A 23,524-nucleotide genomic window follows, 5' to 3' on the forward strand; every position below is an offset into this window, starting at 1 on the left:
CAGTATTTAGTAGGCAGTCCTACTTAAAACCAAAAAGAAGAATCTTAGTTATTTACAAACTTAGTATTTCATAAAAATGAAAAACATATTAAACAGACTTATCAATCACGAAATGCTTTCGAAAGAAGAAGCAAAAAATGTATTGATTAATATATCCAACGGAAGTTATAATCCTAGTCAAATTGCCTCTTTTTTGACTGTTTATATGATGCGTAGCATTAGTATAGATGAATTAGCTGGCTTTAGAGAAGCGCTATTGGATTTGTGTATCAAAGTAGATTTATCCGCCTACAATGCCATTGATTTATGTGGTACAGGTGGCGATGGAAAAGACACCTTTAACATCTCCACTTTAGCTTCCTTTGTTGCAGCGGGAGCTGGAATAAAAGTAGCCAAACACGGTAATTACGGAGTATCTTCTATTTCTGGTTCCAGTAATGTCCTTGAAAAAATGGGAGTACAATTTAGTAACGACGCCTCATTTTTAGAAAAATGTATTGACCAAGCGGGTATTTGTGTGTTGCACGCACCTCTTTTTCATCCTGCTATGAAAAATGTAGGACCAATACGAAAAGAATTGGCAGTCAAAACCTTTTTCAATATGCTAGGTCCGATGGTTAATCCTTCTTTTCCTAAAAATCAATTGGTAGGGGTTTTCAATTTGGAATTGGCGAGAATGTATGGCTATTTGTATCAAAACACCGAAGTGAATTTTACTATCCTTCACGCACTCGATGGCTACGACGAGATTTCATTGACGTGTCCAACCAAAACAATTACCAAAACAATGGAAGGTATGTTGCATCCAACTGATTTTGGTGTGTCCCTTTTGTCTCAAAACGAAATCGAGGGCGGAAAAACCATTGAAGAATCAGCTGCTATGTTCCATACTATTCTTTCAGGAAAAGGAACGGAAGCCCAAAATAATGTGGTTTGTGCCAATGCTGCTATGGCCATTGCAACTGTTACCCAATGCACTCCTTTAGAAGGATTTCAAATAGCGAAAGAAAGTTTGCTATCTGGCAAAGGCTTGGTAGCTTTGAACAAACTAAAAGAGTTAAGCAGATAACAATTAAAAAATTGAATGATTTAAAAATTTAAAAAATATGACAAAATCGTTTGAAGAATTTGAGGTGTATCAAAAAGGGATCTTATTAGCAAAACTAGTTTTTCAAATAGCAAACAAAAAAGAATTTGAAAAAGAATTTGGTTTTAAAGATCAAATAAAAAGAGCAGTTATTTCAATAACCAACAATATTGCTGAAGGTTCTGAATACAACAATAATAAACAACTTATTAGATATTTAAAAATTTCCAAAGGAAGTTGTGCAGAAGTAAGAAGTATGCTAGTGTTATCTCGGGAACTTGGCTTTTGTTCCCAAACGGAAATTGAAGAAAGCTATAAAATAAGCGTAGAAATATCGCAAAACTTGTCAAACTTCATAAAATATTTAAGTACTAAAATCAAAGACTAATTATTATTCAGATTAAAATCTTTAATCATTCAATCTTTAAATTTATAATTAATGAACATCCTAGATAAAATCATCATCGATAAAAAACGAGAAGTCCTTCTCAAGAAATCCATCATTCCCATTTCGCAATTGGAAGCTTCTGTATTTTTTGAAAAACAAACCATTTCTCTTAGCCAAAAATTAAAAGAAAGTCCTTCTGGAATTATTGCCGAACACAAACGTCGTTCCCCTTCCAAATCCATCATCAACAACAATTTTACAGTTGAAGAAGTAGTAAAAGGCTACGAAAATGCAGGTGCTTGCGGCATTTCAGTACTAACCGACGGTAAATATTTCGGGGGTTCGCTAGACGATTTACTCTTGGCTAGAGCCTCGGTAACTATTCCTTTGTTACGAAAAGAATTCATTGTAGACGAATACCAAATCCTAGAAGCCAAAGCCCACGGAGCCGATTTAATCCTACTCATTGCAGCAGTTTTAACGCGTGAAGAAATTCAATCGTTATCCCAATTTGCTAAAAGTTTAGGACTAGAAGTTTTGCTTGAAGTGCATAATTTAGAAGAATTAGAAAAATCGATTATGCCCACACTGGATATGATTGGAGTAAACAATCGCAACCTCAAAACCTTCGAAGTGAGTTTGGATTTTAGCAAAGAATTAGCCTCCAAAATTCCAAATGATTTTGTCAAAGTATCCGAAAGTGGCATTTCGACTGTTGAGGCGATTCAAGAATTAAAACCCTACGGATACCAAGGCTTTTTGATTGGAGAAAACTTTATGAAAACAGATAACGCTGGCGAAGCTGCCACTGATTTTATAAAGAAAATTAAATAAACACAGATTTCACAAATTTTCACAGATTAGAATTTTAGGAAATTAAGACTTAAAATGAAAATAGAAACAAACAAACAAGATATTTCAACTACTTCCACTTCAGGAAAAAATCAGGTACGGCTTAAAATCTGCGGTATGAAATACCCTGATAACATACTCGAAGTTGCGGCTCTCCTACCCCACTATATGGGATTTATCTTTTGGGAAAAGTCGGCTCGTTATTTTGAAGGACCGTTGCCTGAGTTACCCAAATCCATCAAAAAAGTGGGGGTTTTTGTCAACGAAAAAAGTGACATCATCCTAGACAAAGTAGCTCAATATGATTTACAAGCCGTACAGTTGCACGGACAAGAATCGGTAGCTTTTTGTTTGGAATTGAAAAATAAATTAGGGACTAGTGTCGAAATCATCAAAGTATTCTCAGCAGATGAAACTTTTGATTTTAGCGTATTGAAACCCTACGAAACTGCTTGTGATTTCTTTCTTTTTGACACCAAAGGCAAATTACCCGGAGGCAACGGAACCACTTTCGATTGGACCATTTTACAAAAGTATACTTCCTCCAAACCTTTTTTCCTTAGTGGAGGTATCGGAATCGACGAAATAACAGCAGTAAACGAAATTTTGAACACCCATTTACCCCTTTACGCCATAGACGTAAATAGTAAATTTGAAATAGAACCTGGATTAAAAAACATCAATCTGGTAGGGACAATTCGCGAATTGTCCTTACGCGAATTGTCCTTACGCGAATTGTCCTTACGCGAATTGTCCCTACACCAAAAAAATAAAAAAATGTCATACAACGTAAACGAAAAAGGCTATTATGGTCAGTTTGGAGGAGCTTACATCCCAGAAATGTTATATCCTAATGTAGAAGAATTGCGCCAAAACTATTTGGACATTACCGCTACACCCGATTTTAAAGAAGAATTCAACCAACTTTTAAAAGATTATGTGGGGCGTCCAAGCCCATTGTATTTTGCGAAGCGATTGTCTGAAAAATACAATACCAAAGTCTACTTAAAAAGAGAAGACCTAAACCATACAGGCGCTCACAAAATCAACAACACGATTGGCCAAATTCTAGTCGCCAAAAAATTAGGCAAAAAACGCATCATCGCCGAAACAGGTGCGGGTCAGCACGGCGTGGCCACCGCTACCGTTTGCGCCTTAATGGGATTAGAATGCATCGTTTATATGGGCGAAATCGACATTGCTCGTCAAGCACCTAATGTGGCTCGAATGAAAATGTTGGGCGCTACCGTACGCCCTGCCTTATCGGGTTCACGCACCCTCAAAGACGCTACTAACGAAGCCATCCGCGATTGGATTAACAATCCCGTAGACACACATTACATCATTGGCTCTGCCATCGGACCACATCCTTATCCTGATATGGTTACCCGCTTTCAGAGTGTTATTTCCGAAGAAATCAAATGGCAATTAAACGAAAAAGAAGGTCGCGAAAATCCAGACTATGTCGTAGCTTGTATTGGTGGCGGAAGTAATGCTGCTGGGACATTTTACCATTTCTTAGACCAAGAAGAAGTGGGTATTATTGCCGTAGAAGCTGCTGGAAAAGGCGTCGATTCTGGACATAGTGCTGCTACGAGTAAACTAGGAAAAATGGGAATCATTCACGGTTGCAAAACCCTGTTGATGCAAACCCCTGATGGACAAATTACGGAGCCCTACTCTATCTCGGCTGGACTAGACTATCCGGGTGTGGGACCTATGCACGCGCATTTGGCAGAATCCGGTCGTGCCGAATTCTATTCCGTTACTGATGATGATGCGATGGAATTTGGACTCGAATTGTGTAAATTAGAAGGCATCATTCCCGCCATCGAAACCTCGCACGCCTTGGCTATTTTCAAACAAAAACAATTCAAACCCTCAGATATTGTCGTGATTAGCCTTTCAGGACGAGGAGATAAAGATTTAAATACGTATATTGACTACTTTAAATTGTAGTAGGGCGTTACCACAAGGGTCGGGCTGTACGCTATATCTCTAGGGGCGAACCCCGCCCCTAGAGGATGCCGCTCCCATCCCTAACGCAAACCCTGCATCACCAGAAATGAAGTAGTCATCAACACTAAAGTACTATGCAGAAATTATTTACATACGGAACCTTACAACATGAGGATGTACAAGAAGATCTTTTTGGGCGAATTTTAGAAGGAACTCCAGAAACATTAAAAGGCTATATCGTCAATAAAATCCAAATTGAAGAAGAATTTGGTATGATTGATTATCCCATCATTGTCGAAACCGACAATCTAGAAGATTCCATTCAAGGCATTGTATATGAAGTAACAAGCAATGACCTACGCCAAGCCGACCTCTATGAAGGAAAGCATTATAAATGTGTAGAAGTAGTTTTGCAATCCCACCAAAAAGCTTGGGCTTATAGTTTGGTGATGTAGAAAAAAACAACCGCAAATTCGCAAATTTTAAGGTATTTACTTTTAATATATCCGCCACAAATTACACGGATAAACACTAATTCAGAATTTCTTTTATTCCACGAATCCTTAAGAACTGTATAATTAGTGTAATTCAATTTCAAAATTGATGATTTAGTGCCAATTTGTGTTTTTCGTGGCTAACATTTTAAAATGCCAATTTGCAGTAATAACAGTTTTGAACTAAACTAAAAAATCTCATTTACATTAGATTTGAGACCATAAATATAGAATTTCAGATAGAAAGAATAAACTATGAACCGAATCAAACACAAATTACAAGAAGATAAAAAAATATTGTCCATCTATTTTTCTGCGGGCTATCCTAATCTAAACGATACCGTACAAATCATTCAAGATTTAGAAAAAAATGGCGTCGATATGATCGAAATCGGATTGCCTTTTAGCGATCCTTTGGCCGATGGTCCCACCATTCAGGCAAGCTCTACTCAAGCCTTGCACAACGGTATGACCACACAAGTTTTGTTCGACCAACTAAAAGATATTCGAAAAACAGTCAACATTCCTTTAGTGATTATGGGGTATTTTAATCCGATGCTACAGTATGGTGTGGAAAAGTTCTGTGCTACGTGCGCCGAAATAGGAATCGATGGATTGATTATTCCTGATTTACCTGTAGATGTATATGCTGACGAATACAAAACTATTTTCGAAAAATACGGATTAAAAAACATCTTTTTGATTACGCCACAAACTTCAGACAAACGCATTCATTTTATAGACAGCGTTTCGGATGGATTTATTTATATGGTGAGCTCGGCTAGTGTTACAGGTTCGAGTGCAGGATTTGGAAACACACAAGAAGCCTATTTCCAACGCATCGCTCAAATGAATTTAAGAAATCCTCAAGTTATTGGCTTCGGAATCAACAATGCCGAAACGTTCCAACAAGCTACACGATTTGCCAAGGGAGCCATCATAGGAAGTGCCTTCATAACTTATTTAAAAGAAAATGGTAGCGCTGATATTTCAAACTTTATTCACTCCATACGATAGTTTAAAATTGTTAAAAATAAGTTAAATAAAAACTAAACAATTGTTTAAATTAAACAGTTGTTTAGTTTTGTCTTAACAAATATAACCTGAGTGAAAACGGACTTTACCGAAAAGCAAATCCAAATACTCGAAGTAGCCGAAACCTTATTTGCTGAGAAAGGTTTTGATGGTACTTCAATTCGAGATATCTCTAAAATAGCAAAAATTAATATTGCTATGATCTCCTATTACTTTGGATCAAAAGAGCGCTTACTACAGTCGTTAATTGTTTTCAAAACAACAGACCTCAAAAGTCAACTAGAAAATTTACTGCTAGAAGATTTAGATCCTATTGAAAAGGTGAATAAGTTGATTGAAATTTACATTAATCGAATCAACAACAACAAAGGAATTTATAGGATTCTACATTTTGAATTCAATTCAAAAAAAAGAGAACAAAACCTATTGGCTTTCAATGAATTCCGAAAAGGCAATTTGAAGTACTTAGAAACCATCATTCATGAAGGACAACAAAAAGGAATTTTCCGAAAAGATGTGATGATTCCTTTAATCACGCCAACCATTTTGGGTACTTTTTTTCATTTTCATATGAATAAAACCTATTTCAAAGACTTATTGAACCTAACCACAGAAAACTTGTACAACCAGTACATCAAGACCAGTTTGACCAAGCACATACAACAAACCATTAAAGCCCTTTTAATATATGAAAATTAGCCCATTATTTGTCCTTGGGATTATGTGTTGGGGAACTTCGACGGTGACCGCTCAAGAAAAAACACATCTTAAGCTAGAAGATGCTGTACAATTAGCATGGACCAAGAGTAACGAAATATCCCTTGCTACTTCAAAAGTAGCTACCAAAAAATATGAACTTCAAGCCAGCAAGAACAATCAATATCCTGATGTAAAACTTTCTGGTCAATACCAACGGCTTACCAATGCCAATATTGATTTGGTGGCCAATACGGCCAATGGTGGCCTACCTACTGGTCCAGTGGATCGCTTAATGTTGGGGCAACTTACGGCTAGCGTACCTGTCTTTGCAGGTTTTAGAATTCAAAACAATATTGATTTACACGACAACTTGTACCAAGCCGAAACAGCTCAAGCGTTCCAATCAAAAGAAGAGATTGCTTTAAAAGTGGTCAACTATTACGCCAGTTTGTATAAAGCCCAAAAAACAATCGAAATCTTAAAAGAAAATCAAAAACGCGCCAAACAACGCGTAGTCGATTTTATCGATTTAGAGAAAAACGGTATTATTCCTCGCAATGATTTGTTGAAAGCACAATTACAAGTTTCTAAAATACAATTGGCCATTGACGAGGCGAGTAATAATTGGAACATCGTTAACTTTTATTTGGTGAATCTCTTACAACTTGCTCCTGCAACTCAAATTGAGATCATCGAAAAGGATTTTGTTAATTTTCAAATGACCAATATCCCCATCGACGAACAACCAGCTTTACAAAACAGAAAAGATTTAGAAGCCCTTCGTTTACAAGGGAAGGCCAGCGAATCCTATATTAAAATAGCCCGTAGCGCCTACTTCCCCACTATTGCTATTTTGGGAGGCTACACGGCACTAGATTTACACAACATAATTACGGTGCAAAATGCCATGAATATTGGTGTAGGAATTTCGTACGATTTTACTAGTCTTCTTAAAAATGATGCCTTGGTCAAAGTGGCCGAAAGCAAAGCTTCTGAAGTACACAACACCGAAGCGCTTTTAACGGACTACATCAAAGTTCAAGTACAAAAAGCGATTGAAGATTATCAATTGGCCATAAAGCAAGATGTCGTGTATGCCGAAGCGATAGACCAAGCTTCTGAGAATTATCGGATTGTAAAAGACAAATACGATAATGGCCTTTCCAACACCAACGATTTATTAGAGGCTGACGTGGATCAACTTACGGCCAAAATTAACAAAGCCTTGAGCAAAGCCAATATCATTCAAAAATATTACGAATTACGCTCCGTTACCGGACAACTAAGCCAAACCTTCAATCCATCAAAATTATAAGTAACCTTACCATGGAACAGAAAAAAACAAATATAAAATTCCTCATTATTACCGTTTCATTGCTAGTACTTGGCAGTATTTATGGTATTTACAAATACAACCATGCACAATCCCACGAAGAAACCGATGATGCGCAAATTGAAAAAAACATGGCCCCCATCATTCCACGTGTGGCGGGTTACATCAGTAAAGTATATGTAGAAGACAATGATTTTGTTAAAAAAGGAGATACTTTATTCACTATTGATAAAAAGGATTTCCTAGTAAAAATTGAAGAAGCCAAAGCCGCATTGATTGGTGCTGAAGGTGGTTTTGAAGTAGCCAAAGCGGATATTGGAAGTGCTCTAGCGAGTATTTCAGTTTCTGAAGCGAATGTACTTTCGGCTGGTGGTAACATTGAATCGGCAAAAATTAGACTCGGAAGAGCTACTAGTGATTTTGCTCGTTATGAAAATTTATATAAAAACCATACGATTACCAAACAACAATACGAACAAGCGTTGGCGACGAAACAAGAAGCTGAAAGTCAATTGAGAGTGTTACAACAACAACAACGCGCTAGTACTTTTCAAAAATCTGTCATTGAAGCCAAATCCAAAGTTTCTGACAAACAAACTGAAGTCGCTGCCGCCAACATCAAAAGAGCTCAAGCGGTTTTAGATGCTGCACAACTGAACTTAACTTATACTGTAGTGACCGCAGCTATTGATGGTCAGGTATCCAAAATTGACATCCAACCGGGGCAATTAGTCCAAGCAGGCCAATCGTTATTTTATATCATCAACAACGATCAAGCATGGGTTGTGGCAAATTTTAAAGAAACACAATTGAACAAAATGATTATTGGTCAAAAAGTGACTCTGAAGGTAGACGCATATCCTGATTATGAATTTATGGGAGTTGTAACTTCTTTTTCTCCAGCAACCGGTTCAAGATTTTCATTGTTACCTCCAGATAATGCTACTGGAAATTTTGTAAAAACCATTCAACGTTTGCCAGTAAAGATTAGTTTAAACAAAAACAATGACGCTACCAAAATCAAATTATTACGTCCAGGAATGAATGTTGAGGTGGACGTTCATTTGAAATAATTTAGTGATTAGTGCTGAGTAATTAGTCCTTAGTCGTTAGCTTCTTGCTCTTGGCTATTCGAAGACTAATCCCTTGGATTAAGGTTCAGATAAAAATTAATTTTTACTAGTCAACCTTGCAGAGAATAAGGACTAAGCTAAGTATTGAGTATTAAGTATTGAGACTATTCACTATTCACTAATTACTAAAAAAACTAAGAACTAAAAAAATGGTGCAAACAGAAGCAGACGATTTAATTGAATATGGCTTTAGGCGAGTAATAATTACGATTACCTGCGTCCTTTGTGCTATGCTTGAAGTAGTGGATACTACTATTGTCAATGTAGCCCTCAACAATATGAGGGGTAGCTTGGGAGCCACATTGACCGATGTAGCTTGGGTAATTACCGCTTATGCCATTGCCAATGTCATTATCATTCCAATGACAAGTTGGTTAGCCCAACAATTTGGCCGAAGAAACTATTTTGCAGTTTCGATCATGATATTTACCCTTTCCTCTTTTTTATGTGGTAATGCTACAAACATATGGGAATTGGTAGCTTTTCGTTTCATTCAAGGATTAGGTGGTGGCGCCCTTTTGGTTACTGCTCAAACAATAGTTACCGAAAGCTATCCCTTAGCCAAGCGAGGTATGGCACAAGCAATTTATGGAATGGGAGTAATTGTAGGCCCTACCTTAGGTCCCCCTTTAGGAGGCTATATCGTGGACCGATTTTCATGGCCTTTTATTTTTTATATCAATATTCCTATTGGTATCATAGCCACTTTATTGACCCTATCGTTTATTAAAAGTCCAAAATATGGCGTCAAATTAAAAGCGAATCAAGTTGATTGGTGGGGAATTATTTTTCTCACGGCCTTTATTGGCTCTTTGCAATTTGTATTAGAACACGGGCAACAAGACGATTGGTTCAATAATTCCATAATCGTGACCTTGAGTGTGGTGTCCTTTTTTGGATTACTTTTTTTCATTTGGCGCGAACTCACTTACGAACACCCTATTGTCAATTTGAGAGTACTCAAAGACGCTAACTTAAGAATTGGAACTGTGATGTGTTTTATTCTTGGATTTGGGTTGTACGGTTCTACTTTTATCATTCCTATTTATACCCAATCGGTTTTAGGATGGAGTGCTACTGATGCGGGACTATTATTAATTCCAAGTTCAATTACAACAGGAGTGATGATGCCCTTTATTGGTAAAATGATTCAAAAAGGTGTCCCACAGGCTTATTTAGTAGCGGCTGGTTTTTTTATCTTTTTTGTGTTCACTTATTGGATGCATTTGGTCATCACACCTGATTCTGGTGCAGAACATTTGTTTTGGCCTCTTATTTTAAGAGGAGTAGGTTTAGGTCTTTTATTCGTACCTATCACTACCCTATCTTTGTCAACTTTGTCTGGAAAACAAATTGGCGAAGGAGCCGCGTTTACTGGTATGATGCGTCAATTGGGTGGTTCTTTTGGAATCGCCATCATCACGACTTATATCGCTCGTATTAATCAGGAACATCGGGTGAACATGATTGGTTATTTGGATAGAACTTCCTTTGAAGTACAACAAAGAATACATCAATTACAAATGGGATTTGTGTCTAAAGGATATACCATCAACGAAGCCTTATCCAAAGCTTATAAAACCTTAGAAATGATGGTTACCCAACAAGCCGCAGTCCTAACTTTTACGGATATTTTCCTCTATTTAGGCTATTTGTTTTTACTATGTATCCCCTTTATACTTTTAGTCAAAAAAGGAAAAAACAAAATCAATCCCGCCGATGCGATGCATTAACGAAAAAGCCGATTTCTAGTACAGAAATCGGCTTTTTTGTTTTGTAACCCTATAGCTTTATCACTTTTTTATTCACTTTTTACTCTTGTGGAGTGCAACATATCAAACTTCCAACCTTTGTCGGTTAAAATGGCTGTGGCGCTTTCTAGCCAATGCGCTTTTCTAATGACTTTATCATCAATAGAAATGATTGCATAGTTGTGATAAGCCACCCAAGCTGTTTTATTGGTGACTTTGATAGCAATAATTTCAATTTTGTTTACACGTTTTGGAATGGGCAATTTGAGTTTGGCTTTATTCAAATAGGTTGCGATGGTATCGTTATTCCAAACTTCTCCGTGTTCCAAAAGCAAGAAATCTTTGGCATAGTATTTTTCAATGTTTTTAGCTTCTAATTTTGACCAAATTTCGTCAAACGATTCTTGTACTAAATTTTGAAACTGTTTTTTGTGGGTTTCCATTACACCTTGAGCGAAGGCTATCGTAGTAAAAAATAGCATCAAAAGTAGAGTGTTGCGTTTTTTCATTATTGTTGAGATTAGAGTATTGCGTTTATTTTTACTGGGTTTATATACATTAGGAACTGCTGTTATAGCCAGTTTTTATTTATTATGATTCATGTTGTCCTACTTTATAAACCTTGCCATTCTTAAAATAGATATCCAAAACATCAGGGTCGATTTTAAATAATCCTGGTACAAATCCTAAGCCATATGCAATGTGATTGTCGTCATATTTATAAAAATCATTACCCATAAGAGAAATAACCTCGTCCTTTGTTTTCCCAATCAATAAGTTGCTTTCCATAATATCATTTGACATCTTGTATCGTTCCTGTTTATTTGATGCCCATTCTTGTTTATTAAAATCAGTTTTGGGATAATATGAAACAGAAAAAATCCATAGTAGTATTATACCTCCAAAAAGTATCGCACTTAATATTATCGCCGGGATAATGGCTAAAAATTTTCTATTTTTTTCATTCCCAAGTTTGAACTTTTTCAAAAACCATATAGATAAAAAGTAAACTGGAATGGCAAGAATCAAAATAAATAAGGGGACTTCATAGCTCATAGTAATAAGTTTCATTTTAAATTAATTGTCATTTCGTCAAGACCTTTTTGCGTTGCGCCAAACTGATGTCTGATGTCTGACGTCAGTCTATGAAAAAAACTTCCGTTTGGTTCAAATCTACATAATTCATAATAATATTTTTCGTGTTTTTGTTTAACTGACCGCCAACTAGCATATAGGCCTAACCAAATTCAGACTTTATTCTTCTACCAAATATATTCTTTTCCTTACTAAAAAAATAAAAATTTACTAAAATATTCTTTACGAATTTGATATCTTAAACTCCTGTGATTGCCCGCGTGAGGGATAGGAATAAACTACCGAAGTAGTATGGATAGCCCGACCGCAGCCAGACAAAGGGGCGCATAACACGTTTGCTATTCGCCCCTTTGGGTGGATGGGGTCACGCCCGAATCATTTTAAAACTGATTATGAAACGCATTGTAATGCTGGATTTAAATCCAGCCCTACACAATCAGTCGAGTCTACGACTCTTTTTTTCAGCAGTTGGAATTCCATCGGAATGGATTGATTTTGAAGCAACGGATTTCAATCCGTTGATGGGATAAAATTACGAGCTATTTATTTACATCTGTGTAATGCTGGATTGAAATCCAGCCCTACACTATCAGTCGAGTCTACGACTCTTTTTTTCAGTAATTGAAATTCCATCGGAATGGATTGATTTTGTAGCAACGGATTTCAATCCGTTGATGGGATAAAATTACGAGCTATTTATTTACAACCGTGTAATGCTGGATTGAAATCCAGCCCTACACTATCAGTCGAGTCTACGACTCTTTTTTACAGCAGTTGGAATTCCATCGGAATGAATTGATTTTGTAGCAACGGATTTCAATCCGTTGATGGGATAAGATTATGAGCTATTTATTTACATCTGTGTAATGCTGGATTGAGATCCAGCCCTACACTATTAGTCGAGTCTACGACTCTTTTTTACAGCAGTTGGAATTCCATTGGAATGGATTGATTTTGTAGCAACGGATTTCAATCCGTTGATGGGATAAAATTACGAGCTATTTATTTATATCTGTGTAATGCTGGATTGAAATCCAGCCCTACACAATCAGTCGAGTCTACGACTCTTTTTTTCAGCAATTGAAATTCCATCGGAACGGATTGATTTTGTAGCAACGGATTTCAATCCGTTGACGGGATAAGATTATGAGCTATTTATTTACATCTGTGTAGAACTGGATTGAAATCCAGCCCTAACTATCAGTCGAGTCTACGACTCTTTTTTACAGCAGTTGGAGTTCCATCGGAACGGATTGATTTTTTAGCAACGGATTTCAATCCGTTGATGGGATAAGAATATGAGTTATTTATTTACATCTGTGTAGAGCTGGATTGAAATACAGCCCTACACTATCAGTCGAGTCTACGACTCTTTTTTTCAGCAATTGAAATTCCATCGGAACGGATTGATTTTGTAGCAACGGATTTCAATCCGTTGACGGGATAAGATTATGAGCTATTTATTTACATCTGTGTAGAACTGGATTGAAATCCAGCCCGACACTATCAGTCGAGTCTACGACTCTTTTTTACTGCAGTTGTAGTTCCATCGGAACGGATTGATTTTCTAGCAACGGATTTCAATCCGTTGATGGGATAAAATTACGAGCTATTTATTTACAACTGTGTTTAGCGATGTTTTTATCGGGTAAAAACGAGTTGGTTGCCTTTGGATAAGTTGGCATCAAAGGCATAGCCGTCATAGTTGAAGCCTTTTAGATCGTCGAGGGTTTCGGCTTGGGTGTCGAGGATGTAACGCACCATCATTCCGCGGGCTTTTTTGGCAAAAAAACTAATCATTTTTAGTTTTCCGTCTTTGTAGTCTTTGAACTCGGGTGTGATTACGGGCACTTTGAGCGCCTTGGCATCTACGGCAGAGAAATATTCGTTGCTCGCCAAATTGACAAACAGTTCGCCTTTTTTGAGCTCCTTGTTTAACGCTTGGGTTAAGGTAGTTTTCCAGAATTGGTATAAATTTTGGCTCTCGCCTACGGGCATTTTGGTTCCCATTTCTAAGCGATACGGCTGCATTAAATCTAAAGGTTTGAGCAATCCATACAAACCCGAAAGGATGCGCAAGCGGTCTTGCAACAAGGGTAATTGGTCTTCGGAGAGCGTGTAAGCATCTAAACCAGTGTAGACATCGCCGTCGAAAGCGTACACCGCAGGACGGGCGTTGCTGGGTTTGAATGGGGTTTTCCAATCTTTGTTGCGTTGCCAATTCAAGTCGGCCAATTTATCCGAAATCGACATCAGGCTAGCTAATTCTTTGGGTGTTTTGAGTTGTAATTCGGCGTGCACGATTTTGGATTGCTTTAAAAAAGCAGGTTGCGTAAAGGTGGCAACGGGTAATTCTTTCTCGAAATTTAAGGACTTGGCTGGCGATATAACAATTTTCATAGATGACTTTTCTTTGTTTTCAAAAATACAATTTGAATTTTAGATTTCCGAACGCACAAATTGTTTTGTTTAATAGTGGCATCACTAATGATTATCGGTATGCTAAAATTTGTACATTTGAGGCTCGATTAAATTTAGATATGGAATACATCCTTATTTGCATTGTAGCCCTTTTAGGTTCCGGTTTGACCTTGTTTTCTGGTTTTGGTCTAGGAACCTTATTGATTCCAATTTTCGGTTTTTTCTTTCCCATTGAAATTGCGATATTTCTAACAGCTATTGTCCATTTTTTAAACAATATTTTCAAGCTTATTTTGCTAGGTAAAAATGCAAATAAGCAAATTTTAATTTATTTTGGGATCCCTGCCATTGTATTTGCGATGCTTGGCGCTTATACTCTTTCACTTATTACCGATCTTTCTCCCCTTGGTAGTTATGTTCTTGGTGGGAAAACATTTTACATAGTCCCTATTAAACTAGGAATCGGTTTGATTTTATTATTTTTTTCTTTGTTCGAAGTTATACCCTCTTGGTCAGAAATTACTTTTGACAAAAAATTCATGCCATTAGGTGGCGCTTTGAGTGGCTTTTTTGGCGGTTTGTCAGGATTACAAGGCGCTTTGCGATCAGCTTTCTTACTCCGCGCAGGGTTGACAAAAGAAGCATTTATAAGTACAGGAATAGTTATTGCCTGTGTTATTGACGTCTTAAGAATGTCTGTTTATACACAACACATCGCTTCAGAAGCAATAAAAATTGATTATACGTTAATCATGTGCGCCACTTTATCCGCTTTTATTGGCGCTTTTTGGGGCAATCGATTACTAGGAAAAGTAACTTTAAAAACGATCCAAATGCTAATAGCATTTTTGTTAATGCTTTTTGCTGTTTTTTTAATTTTTGGTATTTTATAGTTGAAAGCAAGAAAAAACTATTGTTTTTTACCTATTTTTGCACCCCAAATCGACTAAATCTAAAAAGTATGAATAAATTTTCGCTCTTTTTACTTCTTTTAAGTACTGCATTTGGAACGGCTCAATCTCACGAGTCTTATTTTGAAACCATCCGAAATAACGAAGCCCAACTTACGGCTTTCTTTTCTCAAATGCCCAAAGGAGGCGATTTGCACCACCACTATTCTGGCTCTGTTTATGCTGAACCACTGATAGCTTACGCCATTAAAAACAATTTTTACCTCAATTTAGAGACATTAGAAGTACAACCCCAACGAGGCACCGATGGAATTTGGGAATCTTTTGAAATGATTCAGAAAAATGGAGCATTACCCTTGTACCAACAAAAAATCATCGAAAAATGGTCGATCAAAGACTTCAACGGCATAAGTCACCCTTCTGACAAACAGTTTTTTGAATCTTTCGGAAAATTTGAAGCTACTATAAAAGGCACTTTTGAACAAGGACTCTTGGAGCTGAAAAATCGCGCCATTAAAGAACAAGTAAGTTATATCGAAACGCAATTATCAACGATTCCGTGTGATATGAATACCGAGGATTTGACTTCTTATAACGAAGAACTCCGTAGCTTGGTCGCGAAAAAAGACGAAAAAGCTGTATTCAAAGCATTGGATCAATTGTTTGCCACTTTCAACAAAAGAGAAGCCACAAAATATGCTACAAATTTCAATACAAACTTTGTTGCCAAAATGCATAACGACCTAAAGATTGATGATGCTCAATTCACCATGCGCTATCAAAATTTTGTGTTGCGCTTTATGGAACCGCTAGATTTGTTTAAAAATTTAGTAATTGCATTTATTTCTGCTGATAGCAGTCCATTAATCGATGGCGTGAATATCGTTTCGCCAGAGGATGGCGCTACAGCAATGAAAGATTATGAATTGCATATGTTGCTCTATAAATACTGCCATACCAAATTTCCAAAGGTAAAATACAGTATGCACGCGGGCGAATTGACCCTTGGATTGGTGCAACCCGAAGAACTAACTTGGCACATCAACTCCGCTGTCTACACTGCGGGCGCGAACAGAATTGGACACGGCGTAGATTTGGCTTACGAAAAAAACAACTACGATTTATTGCGCTATATGGCGAAAAACAAAATCGCTATCGAAATCAATTTGACTAGTAACGAGTTTATCCTGAAAGTGAAAGAGAACCGCCATCCGTTTAGTTTGTATAAAGAATTCGGTGTTCCTATCGTCATTAGTACGGACGATGCTGGTATTTTGCGTACCAACCTCACCGAACAATATGTGCTTTTGGCCAAAAGATACCCACAAGTAAGCTACAAAGACATCAAGGAATATGTGTACAACAGCATCCGTTTTAGTTTTATCGAAGAGTCTAAAGTAAAAGATCAACTACTAGACGATTTGGATCGCCGATTCAAAAAATTCGAAGCGCAATTTAAGTAAAATTGATTTTCTCTCCTCAAAAAAGAGCAATCCCTGAATAACATCGGTAATGTAAGGCTTCATAAATCAAGCCGTTTCTGAAAAGAAGCGGCTTTTTTTATTCCCAAAAAATGCTAAGCAAAATTATTTTTTACCACATAGAAGCATAGAATTTGTAGCTTTTAAATAGAAAGAAATAGACGTTTTACTATTCACATAGATGAAATATGTGAAAAATAGTGCAATTTCTATTTATTCTATGTTGATTTACTTGAGTACCCGTTGGATGAAATTATTTTTTACCACATATAGAAGCATAGAATTTGTAGATTCTAAATAGAAAAAAATAGACGTTTTACTATTCACATAGACATTCTATGTGTAAAATAGTAGTATTTCTATATATTCTTTACTTGTTTGCTATTAATCTATGGCTCTATGTGGTTAATTTTTTTTTATCAAAATTCTTCCAATCAAATTATAGGGCTGATTTAAGTACTATAGTTTTAGCCTGTACTCAGCTATCAAATTGTCATAAAAAAAACAATTACCATAAAAATTCATAAATACTACAAATTAAGACGATTCCCTTTCAAATTATCATCGAATTCACGGCTACTTTCTCGCTTAAATTTTATAGTTTTATAAAAACAAAAAACAAAGCTTTTTTACTTCTCTAAAAATCTTCGTATGAAATGAGCATAACCGTTAATTAGTCGTTAATGAAGTTAAAGAGATATGCGAATTACATATTCCTTTAAAAAACAAATAAAATCTTCGTATGAAAATAGCCCTTTACAGTAATGAATTTCCTCCGCACATTTATGGTGGTGCGGGCGTACATATTGATTTTTTAAGCCAAGAATTGGCCAAACTCGCCCAAGTAGAAGTCCGCTGTTTTGGGGCACAATCCGAAACCACCCAAAATATGCACGTGCAAGGCATCACCTCCAGCTTGACCAAGATGGAAGACCCTAGCAATGAGCACATCAAAATGTTTCATAACCTGAGTAAAAATGTCGAGATGGCGCAAGCCACACCCGAGGCCGACATTGTGCACTGCCACACTTGGTACACCCATTTAGCAGGCGTTTTTACGCGCGAACTGCTACAAGTACCGCTTATTTTGACCACTCACAGTCTCGAAACCCACCGCCCTTGGAAGGTCGAGCAACTCGGCAACGGTTATTTCCTATCGCGTTGGTTAGAGCAACACGCCTACGCCTCTGCCGATGGTGTGATTGCCGTAAGCGAACAAATGAAAACCGATGTCATCGAAGCCTATGGCGTAGCGCCCGAAAAAGTTACGGTGATTCACAATGGCATCGACCCCGATTTTTACCAACCCACTTTTGATGATGCGCTGTTGACCGAATTAGGCATAAACGCTAACATTCCGTTTGTGCTGTTTGTGGGACGCATCACACGTCAAAAAGGCATTTCGCAACTCATCGCTGCGGCACAACATTTCAATGCCAATTGCCAAATCGTATTGTGTGCAGGCGCCCCCGACACCCCCGAAATCGCCGCCGAAACCGAACTACTCATCGCCGAGCTAAAAGCCACCCGCGAAGGCGTCATCCTCATCTCCGAAATGCTCCCAAGAGAAAAAGTAAAAGTGCTCTACAGCCACGCCCGCGTGTTCGCCTGCCCCTCGCTATACGAACCCTTTGGCATCATCAATCTCGAGGCGATGTCCTGCGAAACACCCGTAGTAGGAAGCGCCGTAGGCGGCATACCCGAAATCATCGTCGAAGGACAAACCGGATTTTTGGTACCCCTCGCCCCCGTTTCCCGAACCGATTTTAACCCCGCCAATCCCCAAGCCTTCCAACAAGATTTTGCAACCAAAGTCAATCTCTTGCTAGACAACGAAGCTTTGGCCAACCAAATGGGAAAAGCCGGTCGTCAACGCGTACTCCAACAATTCAGTTGGGCCTCTATCGCCAAAACCACCTTGGCCTATTACCAAGAAGTCATCGACCGTTTCGAAAAAGAAAAAGCCTAATTTGGGCGTGATGCCAATGTCGTTAAGTTAAGGAAAAAGACTTATTATTTTGTCATTCCAACAGAGGAGGAATCAAACAGATTGTTCACATTATGAAATTCTTCGTTCCTCAGAATGACACAAAAAAACCTTAACTTAATGACATTGGCTGCTATCCCAATGTCTTAAGTTAAGGATTAAATGATAAAATGATTGCTGATTTTTGATTAACGATTTTTGATTACTGATGTATAAGATGCTGAAAATCATATAATTTTTACTCACTTGCTCCAAATCTAAAATCAAGAATCGTTAATCTTCAATCTAAAATCTCTTAACTTAATGACATTGTCTGCTATCCGGCACCAAAAAACACGACCCTAAATTTTAAACAACTTGTTCAGGATTAAAATCTATCATCCATTCAATTCCGAATTGGTCACGAAACATACCAAATAGCGTTCCCCAAGGGCTTTCATCCATTGGTACTTCAACCGTTCCTCCTGCTGAAAGTCCGTTGAAAATATGATACGCTTCTTCTTTGCTGGCAGCACTAATCATAATTTTACTTCTGTTTTCGTTTTCATTTACTTGTCCCAACACCTCGGGAACATCACTTCCCATAAGTAAATTCGAATCACCAATTGGTAATGCGATATGCATAATTTTATGCGTTTCATGATCTGCTATAGGATTTTCTTCAGAAGCGATGTCTTTGAAACGTGACAACACGGTGAACTCACCACCAAAAACCGATTGATAAAATAAAAAGGCAGCTTCGGCATTGCCATTGAAATGAATATATGGATTTATTTTAGCCATAATTACAAGTTTAAAATGTGAGTATTTGAATTATGCATCAGGAATATTAGGCTCTACCAAACGTTTTAGTTTCTCTAGCGATTCTTGCCAACCTAAGTAACACATTTCTGTTGGAATGACCTCTGGAATCCCTTCTTGCGTAATCCAAAGTTGAGTCCCGCACGAAACCGTTTCAAACTGAATCGTAGTAATCATTTGACCTGGCAAATTGGGATCATCAAAAACATCGGTATATTTCAATTTTTCGTTGGGTAGTATTTCTAGATATTCACCTCCAAACGAATGACTACTGCCTGTTGTAAAATTGGTAAACGACATTCGATAGGTTCCGCCAACTTTGGCTTCCAAATGGTTTACTTTACAAACAAAACCATAAGGAGGTAACCAAGAAGCCATGGCATCTGCCTCGACAAATGCTCTAAATACTTTTGCTACTGGTGCCGCCAAAACGCGATGTAGCTGAACAGTGTTTGTTGTCATATTTTATAATTTTATACTCAAAAATAAGGGAATCTATTCAAAAAACAAGAATAGTTATGCTACCTTTTATAATTCTAAAAAAAGTAAAAAACATAAGATTAAACATCCAAGGTTAAAAAAAAGACCATTCCACAGTATTAACACTATGAAATGGTCAAATTTTGTATGCTAGAATTTTATTTTGGAAAAATTATTATGATATCGTTTGTCGAATGAAATTTGAAACCGATTTTATGCTCTCATCACAATAATTAAGACAAAGCTATTTTACAATCAACTTTTGAGCCTCAATGTTAATTGATGTACCAGATATTTTACAAAAATATACCCCCGAAGCTAAATTATCACGTGATATACTAATTTGGTTAACTCCGCTTACCACCTCTAACTCCATTTCTTTAACTAATGTACCAGAGGAATTCAATATCTCAAGCTTCGCTTTTCCTGCTAGCACTGAAGTGAATTTTAAAATTGAATTTTGACCCATTGGATTAGGAATTAGAGAAATATCATTTTCAATATCTTTAAATGCGGTAGCTGAAAGCGTCAAGTCTTTAGAGAACTGAATCATCTGAAGATCCATTTCCTTAACCGAACTTTGTCCATCGGAACTAGTCATCTTAAAAGTTATCGTTTTTAAATCATTTAAAACTAAAGGTAAACCAATACTCGAAGTAAATTCAGAAAGTGGAATTGCAAAATCTTTCAACTCATCGCTCATCACAATAGATTTTTTATATTGTTTTTCCCAGTCTGAAATACTGTTTTTAATCAAAATTATTTCAAGTATTCCGTTTCCTTTCGCTTTCAAATGCAAACTTTTGTATGCAGACAAATCAACAGGAGCAAATCGTGGAGTAAGCGCTTTGTAAGCAGAAACGTAATCAGACGTTATGGCTTTCAATAGTACATTACGTTCAATTTTATATGTATTATCAGCAAATTTTTCTGAATTTTGAGTTACAGTATATTGCGTTACAGATGAATTATTTTTAGGAGCATCTACTCCCCAAGATCCGTCAGATAAAAACAAATCGTCAGGCGTAGCAATACCATCTCCAATTCTAAACCCTATATCAAACAAATTGCCTGTTTCAATGGTTATGTTAGACAAAAACTTTTTATCTAAAATCAAAGAATTGTTTAATTTTTCTTCTACGGATGTTTCAGTTTTTCTAATTCCTGCATCAAAAATTACTGATCCTGTAGCATTGGTATTTATAATTTGCAGTTGAAGCTGCCCATTTACATAAGCTCCTTTTCTTACAAAAACTGTTGGCGGTGTAGAAGTTTTATATTCTAAAATAGATTTCTGTTGATTTAGTAAATTAATAATCTCTAGCCCTAGACTATAAAGATCATCTACTGAATTGGTCCAAATTTGAAAATTGAAATATCCAACATTTTGCGTGTATTTATCTATATTCCAATGGCTTTCAATGCCAAAATTTGCATCGTTATTAATTTTCTTGGCAGAAAAACTAAGCACATATTCGGTGGAATTATCCGCGTTTTTAATTATTGTTTTGATAAACGGCTCGTCGTTGATATGAATAGTCGAAACCGAGATGATTTGTCCTCCAAGTAAACGATCGCAAATATACTTTGTGTGTTCGTACACTTTGTTGTCTGTTTTCAAGGCCAAAATAGAGGCGATTGTATGATTATTCTTTCTATAATCTACTGAATACACCTCTGATGCATTAGTGATTGCTGATAAATCAGTAGGCGTTGAATTGACAACTTCGTCTTCATTAATTTTATTAAGTGGAATGTATTGTTTTAAAATTGATTCACCAGAGTTTTTTGAAAATTTATCTTGTTGACGTACTTTTTTGGCTTTGTTTACGTCGAATTTGTAGGCGGTTTTTGTTCTATCGTAATTACGTTTACTGATCAATTCTGAAAGTCGATTATTACTTTCTAGGCCACCTTGATTTCCGGTAGAAACATTTTGAACAATTACTGGACAACCCGAATATCCGGAACAAGATGGATCTTCACAATCTATTAAACCGTCGGCATCGTCATCAATACCATTATCACATTCTTCAATAAGAACAGGAGCTGTGGGACAACGCGCACCGTCGTTTGAACTCGCAGAAGGTCCGTAAGCAAAAAGGTTAGAAATCATTGCATTTGAACCTGTTAATCCAGACACATTCTTAACAATATAGACCGTTCCTGTTTGGTTGGTAGAGATATAAAAATTTCCCGCTTTGTCAAAATACACAGCACCGTACGTATAATTATTACCCGTTAATATTGGAACCAAACCAAGGTTAGTAATCCCTCCATTTTGGGGATCGATTCTGTACAAAATATTACCTCCTTGCGATACAGCATACAATTTTCCATCAACACTGTTGAAAGCCCAATCGTGAATAACAATATCATAAGCAAGTGTGTTCAAGCCAAGATATTGTAAGTAACTGGGAGATAATGGATTTAGGTCTATTTTAGAATAAGAAGATCCATTGCCTTTACAATAATAGATTCCCTCGGGACTTATATCGCCTACATAACTGCCACTGGATGGTAACTGCTCTATATTAAAAATTGTGGCTGTAAAATCTTTCCCAACACGAACAATCGATTTTGAGGGGGAGCTCAGATATCCCCAAATGTAACCATCTGTAGGATTGTATCCTACAGCATTAATACTACCCGGTGTGACATTTTCCTTCAATAACACAGAAGTACCCGACGCCAAATCTATCGCATACACGTCATTGTACTGAAATAGATAAGCATTAAAATCGCAGTTAAAAGGGAGACTTTGTGATGTAACAAAGTTGAAACAAAAATTCATTACTACTACAAACACTAAGGTCTTTGGGCAAAATAATTTTCTTTTCATAACATTCATTTTTTAGGTTAAATTATAAGTCAGAAATGGTGACATGTTGTTTGAACTTACATTTTTTTGGATTTTTGAAAAAACTTTGATTTATATATTTTTTTTCAGAACGCACATAAAGTTAACTAAACCTCGTTGAAAAACAATAAACAAATCATAAAAAAAACACATAATATACTGTTTTGTAGCACTTTATACACAATAAAGACGAGATAAAAAACAAATTATAAATTAAGAAATCTACCTTACTACCAGATTCCGCAATAGAAATATGTTATACCTAAAATTAGATCACCATTTAAATATTTTTTAGCAGAATTCAGTGAATGGATTTCTTCTACAAAACTAAGAACACTTTTCACTAATGTTTATATATAGTGCTGTTCTAGATAAGTTTCGATTGTTTCTTCCATTTTTAAATTCAAATCATAAAAGTAGCAGCCTACTGATTTAAATTTTTTATAGGTATTCATTGAAGGTTGTTTCCTTCATCAAACATAGACCTTGAGCTTATGCTTTTATTGAATAAATCCCTTTCCTATTAGGTCTACTACATATTATGGGTTAAAAATATAAACCTTTGTTTCATAATGAAATAAAGAAGATATTGGCAAAACCAAAAAGAAAATATTTAATAGTCACTTTGCCAATGGCATTTTATAAAAACCAAGACTGTTTCATTTTGCATAAAAAACTACGGATTTTTAACCGACAACTGTATCTGTGAAAAAACAGCAAAGCAGTAGTTTAAAGAGGCATTAAAACGATCCTAATT

The 23,524-nt window shown here is 36.6% G+C and carries 20 protein-coding genes and 1 pseudogene; 15 read left to right on the top strand and 6 right to left on the bottom strand.

Annotated elements, in window-relative coordinates:
- The first annotated feature begins 76 nt into the window (after window positions 1-76).
- The 11 genes and pseudogenes from trpD (at window position 77) to ACSVH7_RS07340 (ending at window position 10,713) form a co-directional block, all read left to right on the top strand.
- Window positions 77-1,069 (top strand): anthranilate phosphoribosyltransferase, encoded by a 993-nt coding sequence (trpD, locus tag ACSVH7_RS07290; RefSeq protein WP_438066057.1) that lies wholly within the window; start codon window positions 77-79, stop codon window positions 1,067-1,069.
- Window positions 1,070-1,106: 37 nt separating this feature from the next.
- Window positions 1,107-1,475: a four helix bundle protein gene (locus ACSVH7_RS07295; protein WP_438066058.1), complete on the top strand. Its 369-nt coding sequence runs from the start codon at window positions 1,107-1,109 to the stop codon at window positions 1,473-1,475.
- A gap of 51 nt (window positions 1,476-1,526) precedes the next feature.
- Window positions 1,527-2,309, top strand: coding sequence for an indole-3-glycerol phosphate synthase TrpC (gene trpC / locus ACSVH7_RS07300; RefSeq protein WP_438066059.1), 783 nt, complete (start codon window positions 1,527-1,529; stop codon window positions 2,307-2,309).
- Between the two features lie 135 nt (window positions 2,310-2,444).
- Window positions 2,445-3,008: pseudogene (locus ACSVH7_RS07305) on the top strand (phosphoribosylanthranilate isomerase); the annotation flags it as partial.
- Window positions 3,009-3,104: 96 nt separating this feature from the next.
- On the top strand, window positions 3,105-4,286 hold the full coding sequence (gene trpB, locus ACSVH7_RS07310; RefSeq protein WP_315173700.1) for a tryptophan synthase subunit beta: 1,182 nt from the start codon (window positions 3,105-3,107) through the stop codon (window positions 4,284-4,286).
- Window positions 4,287-4,420: 134 nt separating this feature from the next.
- A complete protein-coding gene (locus ACSVH7_RS07315) occupies window positions 4,421-4,741 on the top strand; it encodes a gamma-glutamylcyclotransferase family protein (RefSeq protein ID WP_438066060.1) in 321 nt (106 codons plus the stop codon).
- Window positions 4,742-5,035: 294 nt separating this feature from the next.
- Window positions 5,036-5,797 carry a tryptophan synthase subunit alpha gene (trpA, locus tag ACSVH7_RS07320; protein ID WP_438066061.1) on the top strand — a complete coding sequence of 254 codons (762 nt, stop codon included), beginning with the start codon at window positions 5,036-5,038 and terminating at the stop codon, window positions 5,795-5,797.
- A 90-nt stretch (window positions 5,798-5,887) separates the two neighbouring features.
- The gene (locus ACSVH7_RS07325; RefSeq protein WP_438066062.1) at window positions 5,888-6,514 is read left to right on the top strand and encodes a TetR/AcrR family transcriptional regulator; all 627 of its coding nucleotides are present in this window, start codon (window positions 5,888-5,890) and stop codon (window positions 6,512-6,514) included.
- The gene (locus tag ACSVH7_RS07330) at window positions 6,504-7,829 is read left to right on the top strand and encodes a TolC family protein (RefSeq protein ID WP_438066063.1); all 1,326 of its coding nucleotides are present in this window, start codon (window positions 6,504-6,506) and stop codon (window positions 7,827-7,829) included. The genes ACSVH7_RS07325 and ACSVH7_RS07330 overlap by 11 nt, the downstream gene beginning before the upstream one ends.
- 11 nt (window positions 7,830-7,840) lie before the next feature.
- Window positions 7,841-8,920, top strand: a complete 1,080-nt coding sequence (locus tag ACSVH7_RS07335; protein WP_438066064.1) for an HlyD family secretion protein — start codon at window positions 7,841-7,843, stop codon at window positions 8,918-8,920.
- Window positions 8,921-9,129: 209 nt separating this feature from the next.
- Window positions 9,130-10,713, top strand: coding sequence for a DHA2 family efflux MFS transporter permease subunit (locus ACSVH7_RS07340; protein WP_438066065.1), 1,584 nt, complete (start codon window positions 9,130-9,132; stop codon window positions 10,711-10,713).
- Window positions 10,714-10,781: 68 nt separating this feature from the next.
- Here the strand turns inward: ACSVH7_RS07340 and ACSVH7_RS07345 are convergent, their stop codons facing one another.
- On the bottom strand, window positions 10,782-11,240 hold the full coding sequence (locus tag ACSVH7_RS07345; protein ID WP_438066066.1) for a DUF4440 domain-containing protein: 459 nt from the start codon (window positions 11,238-11,240) through the stop codon (window positions 10,782-10,784).
- 82 nt (window positions 11,241-11,322) lie between these two features.
- Window positions 11,323-11,802, bottom strand: a complete 480-nt coding sequence (locus ACSVH7_RS07350; RefSeq protein WP_438066067.1) for a hypothetical protein — start codon at window positions 11,800-11,802, stop codon at window positions 11,323-11,325.
- Window positions 11,803-12,218: 416 nt separating this feature from the next.
- Here ACSVH7_RS07350 and ACSVH7_RS07355 point away from each other — a divergent pair, with 416 nt between their 5' ends.
- The gene (locus tag ACSVH7_RS07355) at window positions 12,219-12,356 is read left to right on the top strand and encodes a hypothetical protein (RefSeq protein ID WP_438066068.1); all 138 of its coding nucleotides are present in this window, start codon (window positions 12,219-12,221) and stop codon (window positions 12,354-12,356) included.
- A 1,111-nt stretch (window positions 12,357-13,467) separates the two neighbouring features.
- Here ACSVH7_RS07355 and yaaA read toward each other — a convergent pair.
- Window positions 13,468-14,226: a peroxide stress protein YaaA gene (gene yaaA, locus ACSVH7_RS07360; protein ID WP_438066069.1), complete on the bottom strand. Its 759-nt coding sequence runs from the start codon at window positions 14,224-14,226 to the stop codon at window positions 13,468-13,470.
- A gap of 140 nt (window positions 14,227-14,366) precedes the next feature.
- Here yaaA and ACSVH7_RS07365 point away from each other — a divergent pair, with 140 nt between their 5' ends.
- The 3 genes from ACSVH7_RS07365 to glgA all read left to right on the top strand — a co-directional run bounded on the left by ACSVH7_RS07365 (window position 14,367) and on the right by glgA (window position 18,608).
- Window positions 14,367-15,140 carry a TSUP family transporter gene (locus ACSVH7_RS07365; protein ID WP_438066407.1) on the top strand — a complete coding sequence of 258 codons (774 nt, stop codon included), beginning with the start codon at window positions 14,367-14,369 and terminating at the stop codon, window positions 15,138-15,140.
- A 68-nt stretch (window positions 15,141-15,208) separates the two neighbouring features.
- The gene (locus ACSVH7_RS07370) at window positions 15,209-16,621 is read left to right on the top strand and encodes an adenosine deaminase (protein ID WP_438066070.1); all 1,413 of its coding nucleotides are present in this window, start codon (window positions 15,209-15,211) and stop codon (window positions 16,619-16,621) included.
- A 760-nt stretch (window positions 16,622-17,381) separates the two neighbouring features.
- Window positions 17,382-18,608, top strand: a complete 1,227-nt coding sequence (gene glgA / locus ACSVH7_RS07375) for a glycogen synthase (RefSeq protein ID WP_438066071.1) — start codon at window positions 17,382-17,384, stop codon at window positions 18,606-18,608.
- A 366-nt stretch (window positions 18,609-18,974) separates the two neighbouring features.
- Here glgA and ACSVH7_RS07380 read toward each other — a convergent pair whose 3' ends face one another.
- From ACSVH7_RS07380 to ACSVH7_RS07390, 3 genes are all read right to left on the bottom strand, one after another.
- On the bottom strand, window positions 18,975-19,409 hold the full coding sequence (locus ACSVH7_RS07380; RefSeq protein WP_438066072.1) for a VOC family protein: 435 nt from the start codon (window positions 19,407-19,409) through the stop codon (window positions 18,975-18,977).
- Between the two features lie 30 nt (window positions 19,410-19,439).
- A complete protein-coding gene (locus ACSVH7_RS07385) occupies window positions 19,440-19,889 on the bottom strand; it encodes an SRPBCC family protein (RefSeq protein ID WP_438066073.1) in 450 nt (149 codons plus the stop codon).
- Window positions 19,890-20,151: 262 nt separating this feature from the next.
- Entirely contained in the window at window positions 20,152-22,749 is a 2,598-nt protein-coding gene (locus tag ACSVH7_RS07390; RefSeq protein WP_438066074.1) for a DUF6923 family protein, read from the bottom strand.
- Window positions 22,750-23,524 lie beyond the last annotated feature (775 nt).

This window comes from Flavobacterium sp. TSSA_36 (assembly GCF_051547165.1).
GTDB lineage: Bacteria > Bacteroidota > Bacteroidia > Flavobacteriales > Flavobacteriaceae > Flavobacterium.

Excerpts from the sequence above, each read along its gene's own strand:
- ACSVH7_RS07390 (WP_438066074.1), bottom strand. The coding sequence starts at position 22,749 with ATGAAAAGAAAATTATTTTGCCCAAAGACCTTAGTGTTTGTAGTAGTA.
- ACSVH7_RS07315 (WP_438066060.1), top strand. The coding sequence starts at position 4,421 with ATGCAGAAATTATTTACATACGGAACCTTACAACATGAGGATGTACAA.
- ACSVH7_RS07365 (WP_438066407.1), top strand. The coding sequence starts at position 14,367 with ATGGAATACATCCTTATTTGCATTGTAGCCCTTTTAGGTTCCGGTTTG.
- trpB (WP_315173700.1), top strand. The coding sequence starts at position 3,105 with ATGTCATACAACGTAAACGAAAAAGGCTATTATGGTCAGTTTGGAGGA.
- trpC (WP_438066059.1), top strand. The coding sequence starts at position 1,527 with ATGAACATCCTAGATAAAATCATCATCGATAAAAAACGAGAAGTCCTT.
- ACSVH7_RS07340 (WP_438066065.1), top strand. The coding sequence starts at position 9,130 with ATGGTGCAAACAGAAGCAGACGATTTAATTGAATATGGCTTTAGGCGA.
- trpA (WP_438066061.1), top strand. The coding sequence starts at position 5,036 with ATGAACCGAATCAAACACAAATTACAAGAAGATAAAAAAATATTGTCC.
- ACSVH7_RS07330 (WP_438066063.1), top strand. The coding sequence starts at position 6,504 with ATGAAAATTAGCCCATTATTTGTCCTTGGGATTATGTGTTGGGGAACT.
- ACSVH7_RS07345 (WP_438066066.1), bottom strand. The coding sequence starts at position 11,240 with ATGAAAAAACGCAACACTCTACTTTTGATGCTATTTTTTACTACGATA.
- ACSVH7_RS07350 (WP_438066067.1), bottom strand. The coding sequence starts at position 11,802 with ATGAAACTTATTACTATGAGCTATGAAGTCCCCTTATTTATTTTGATT.
- glgA (WP_438066071.1), top strand. The coding sequence starts at position 17,382 with ATGAAAATAGCCCTTTACAGTAATGAATTTCCTCCGCACATTTATGGT.
- ACSVH7_RS07380 (WP_438066072.1), bottom strand. The coding sequence starts at position 19,409 with ATGGCTAAAATAAATCCATATATTCATTTCAATGGCAATGCCGAAGCT.
- ACSVH7_RS07385 (WP_438066073.1), bottom strand. The coding sequence starts at position 19,889 with ATGACAACAAACACTGTTCAGCTACATCGCGTTTTGGCGGCACCAGTA.
- ACSVH7_RS07370 (WP_438066070.1), top strand. The coding sequence starts at position 15,209 with ATGAATAAATTTTCGCTCTTTTTACTTCTTTTAAGTACTGCATTTGGA.
- yaaA (WP_438066069.1), bottom strand. The coding sequence starts at position 14,226 with ATGAAAATTGTTATATCGCCAGCCAAGTCCTTAAATTTCGAGAAAGAA.
- ACSVH7_RS07295 (WP_438066058.1), top strand. The coding sequence starts at position 1,107 with ATGACAAAATCGTTTGAAGAATTTGAGGTGTATCAAAAAGGGATCTTA.
- ACSVH7_RS07355 (WP_438066068.1), top strand. The coding sequence starts at position 12,219 with ATGAAACGCATTGTAATGCTGGATTTAAATCCAGCCCTACACAATCAG.
- ACSVH7_RS07335 (WP_438066064.1), top strand. The coding sequence starts at position 7,841 with ATGGAACAGAAAAAAACAAATATAAAATTCCTCATTATTACCGTTTCA.
- trpD (WP_438066057.1), top strand. The coding sequence starts at position 77 with ATGAAAAACATATTAAACAGACTTATCAATCACGAAATGCTTTCGAAA.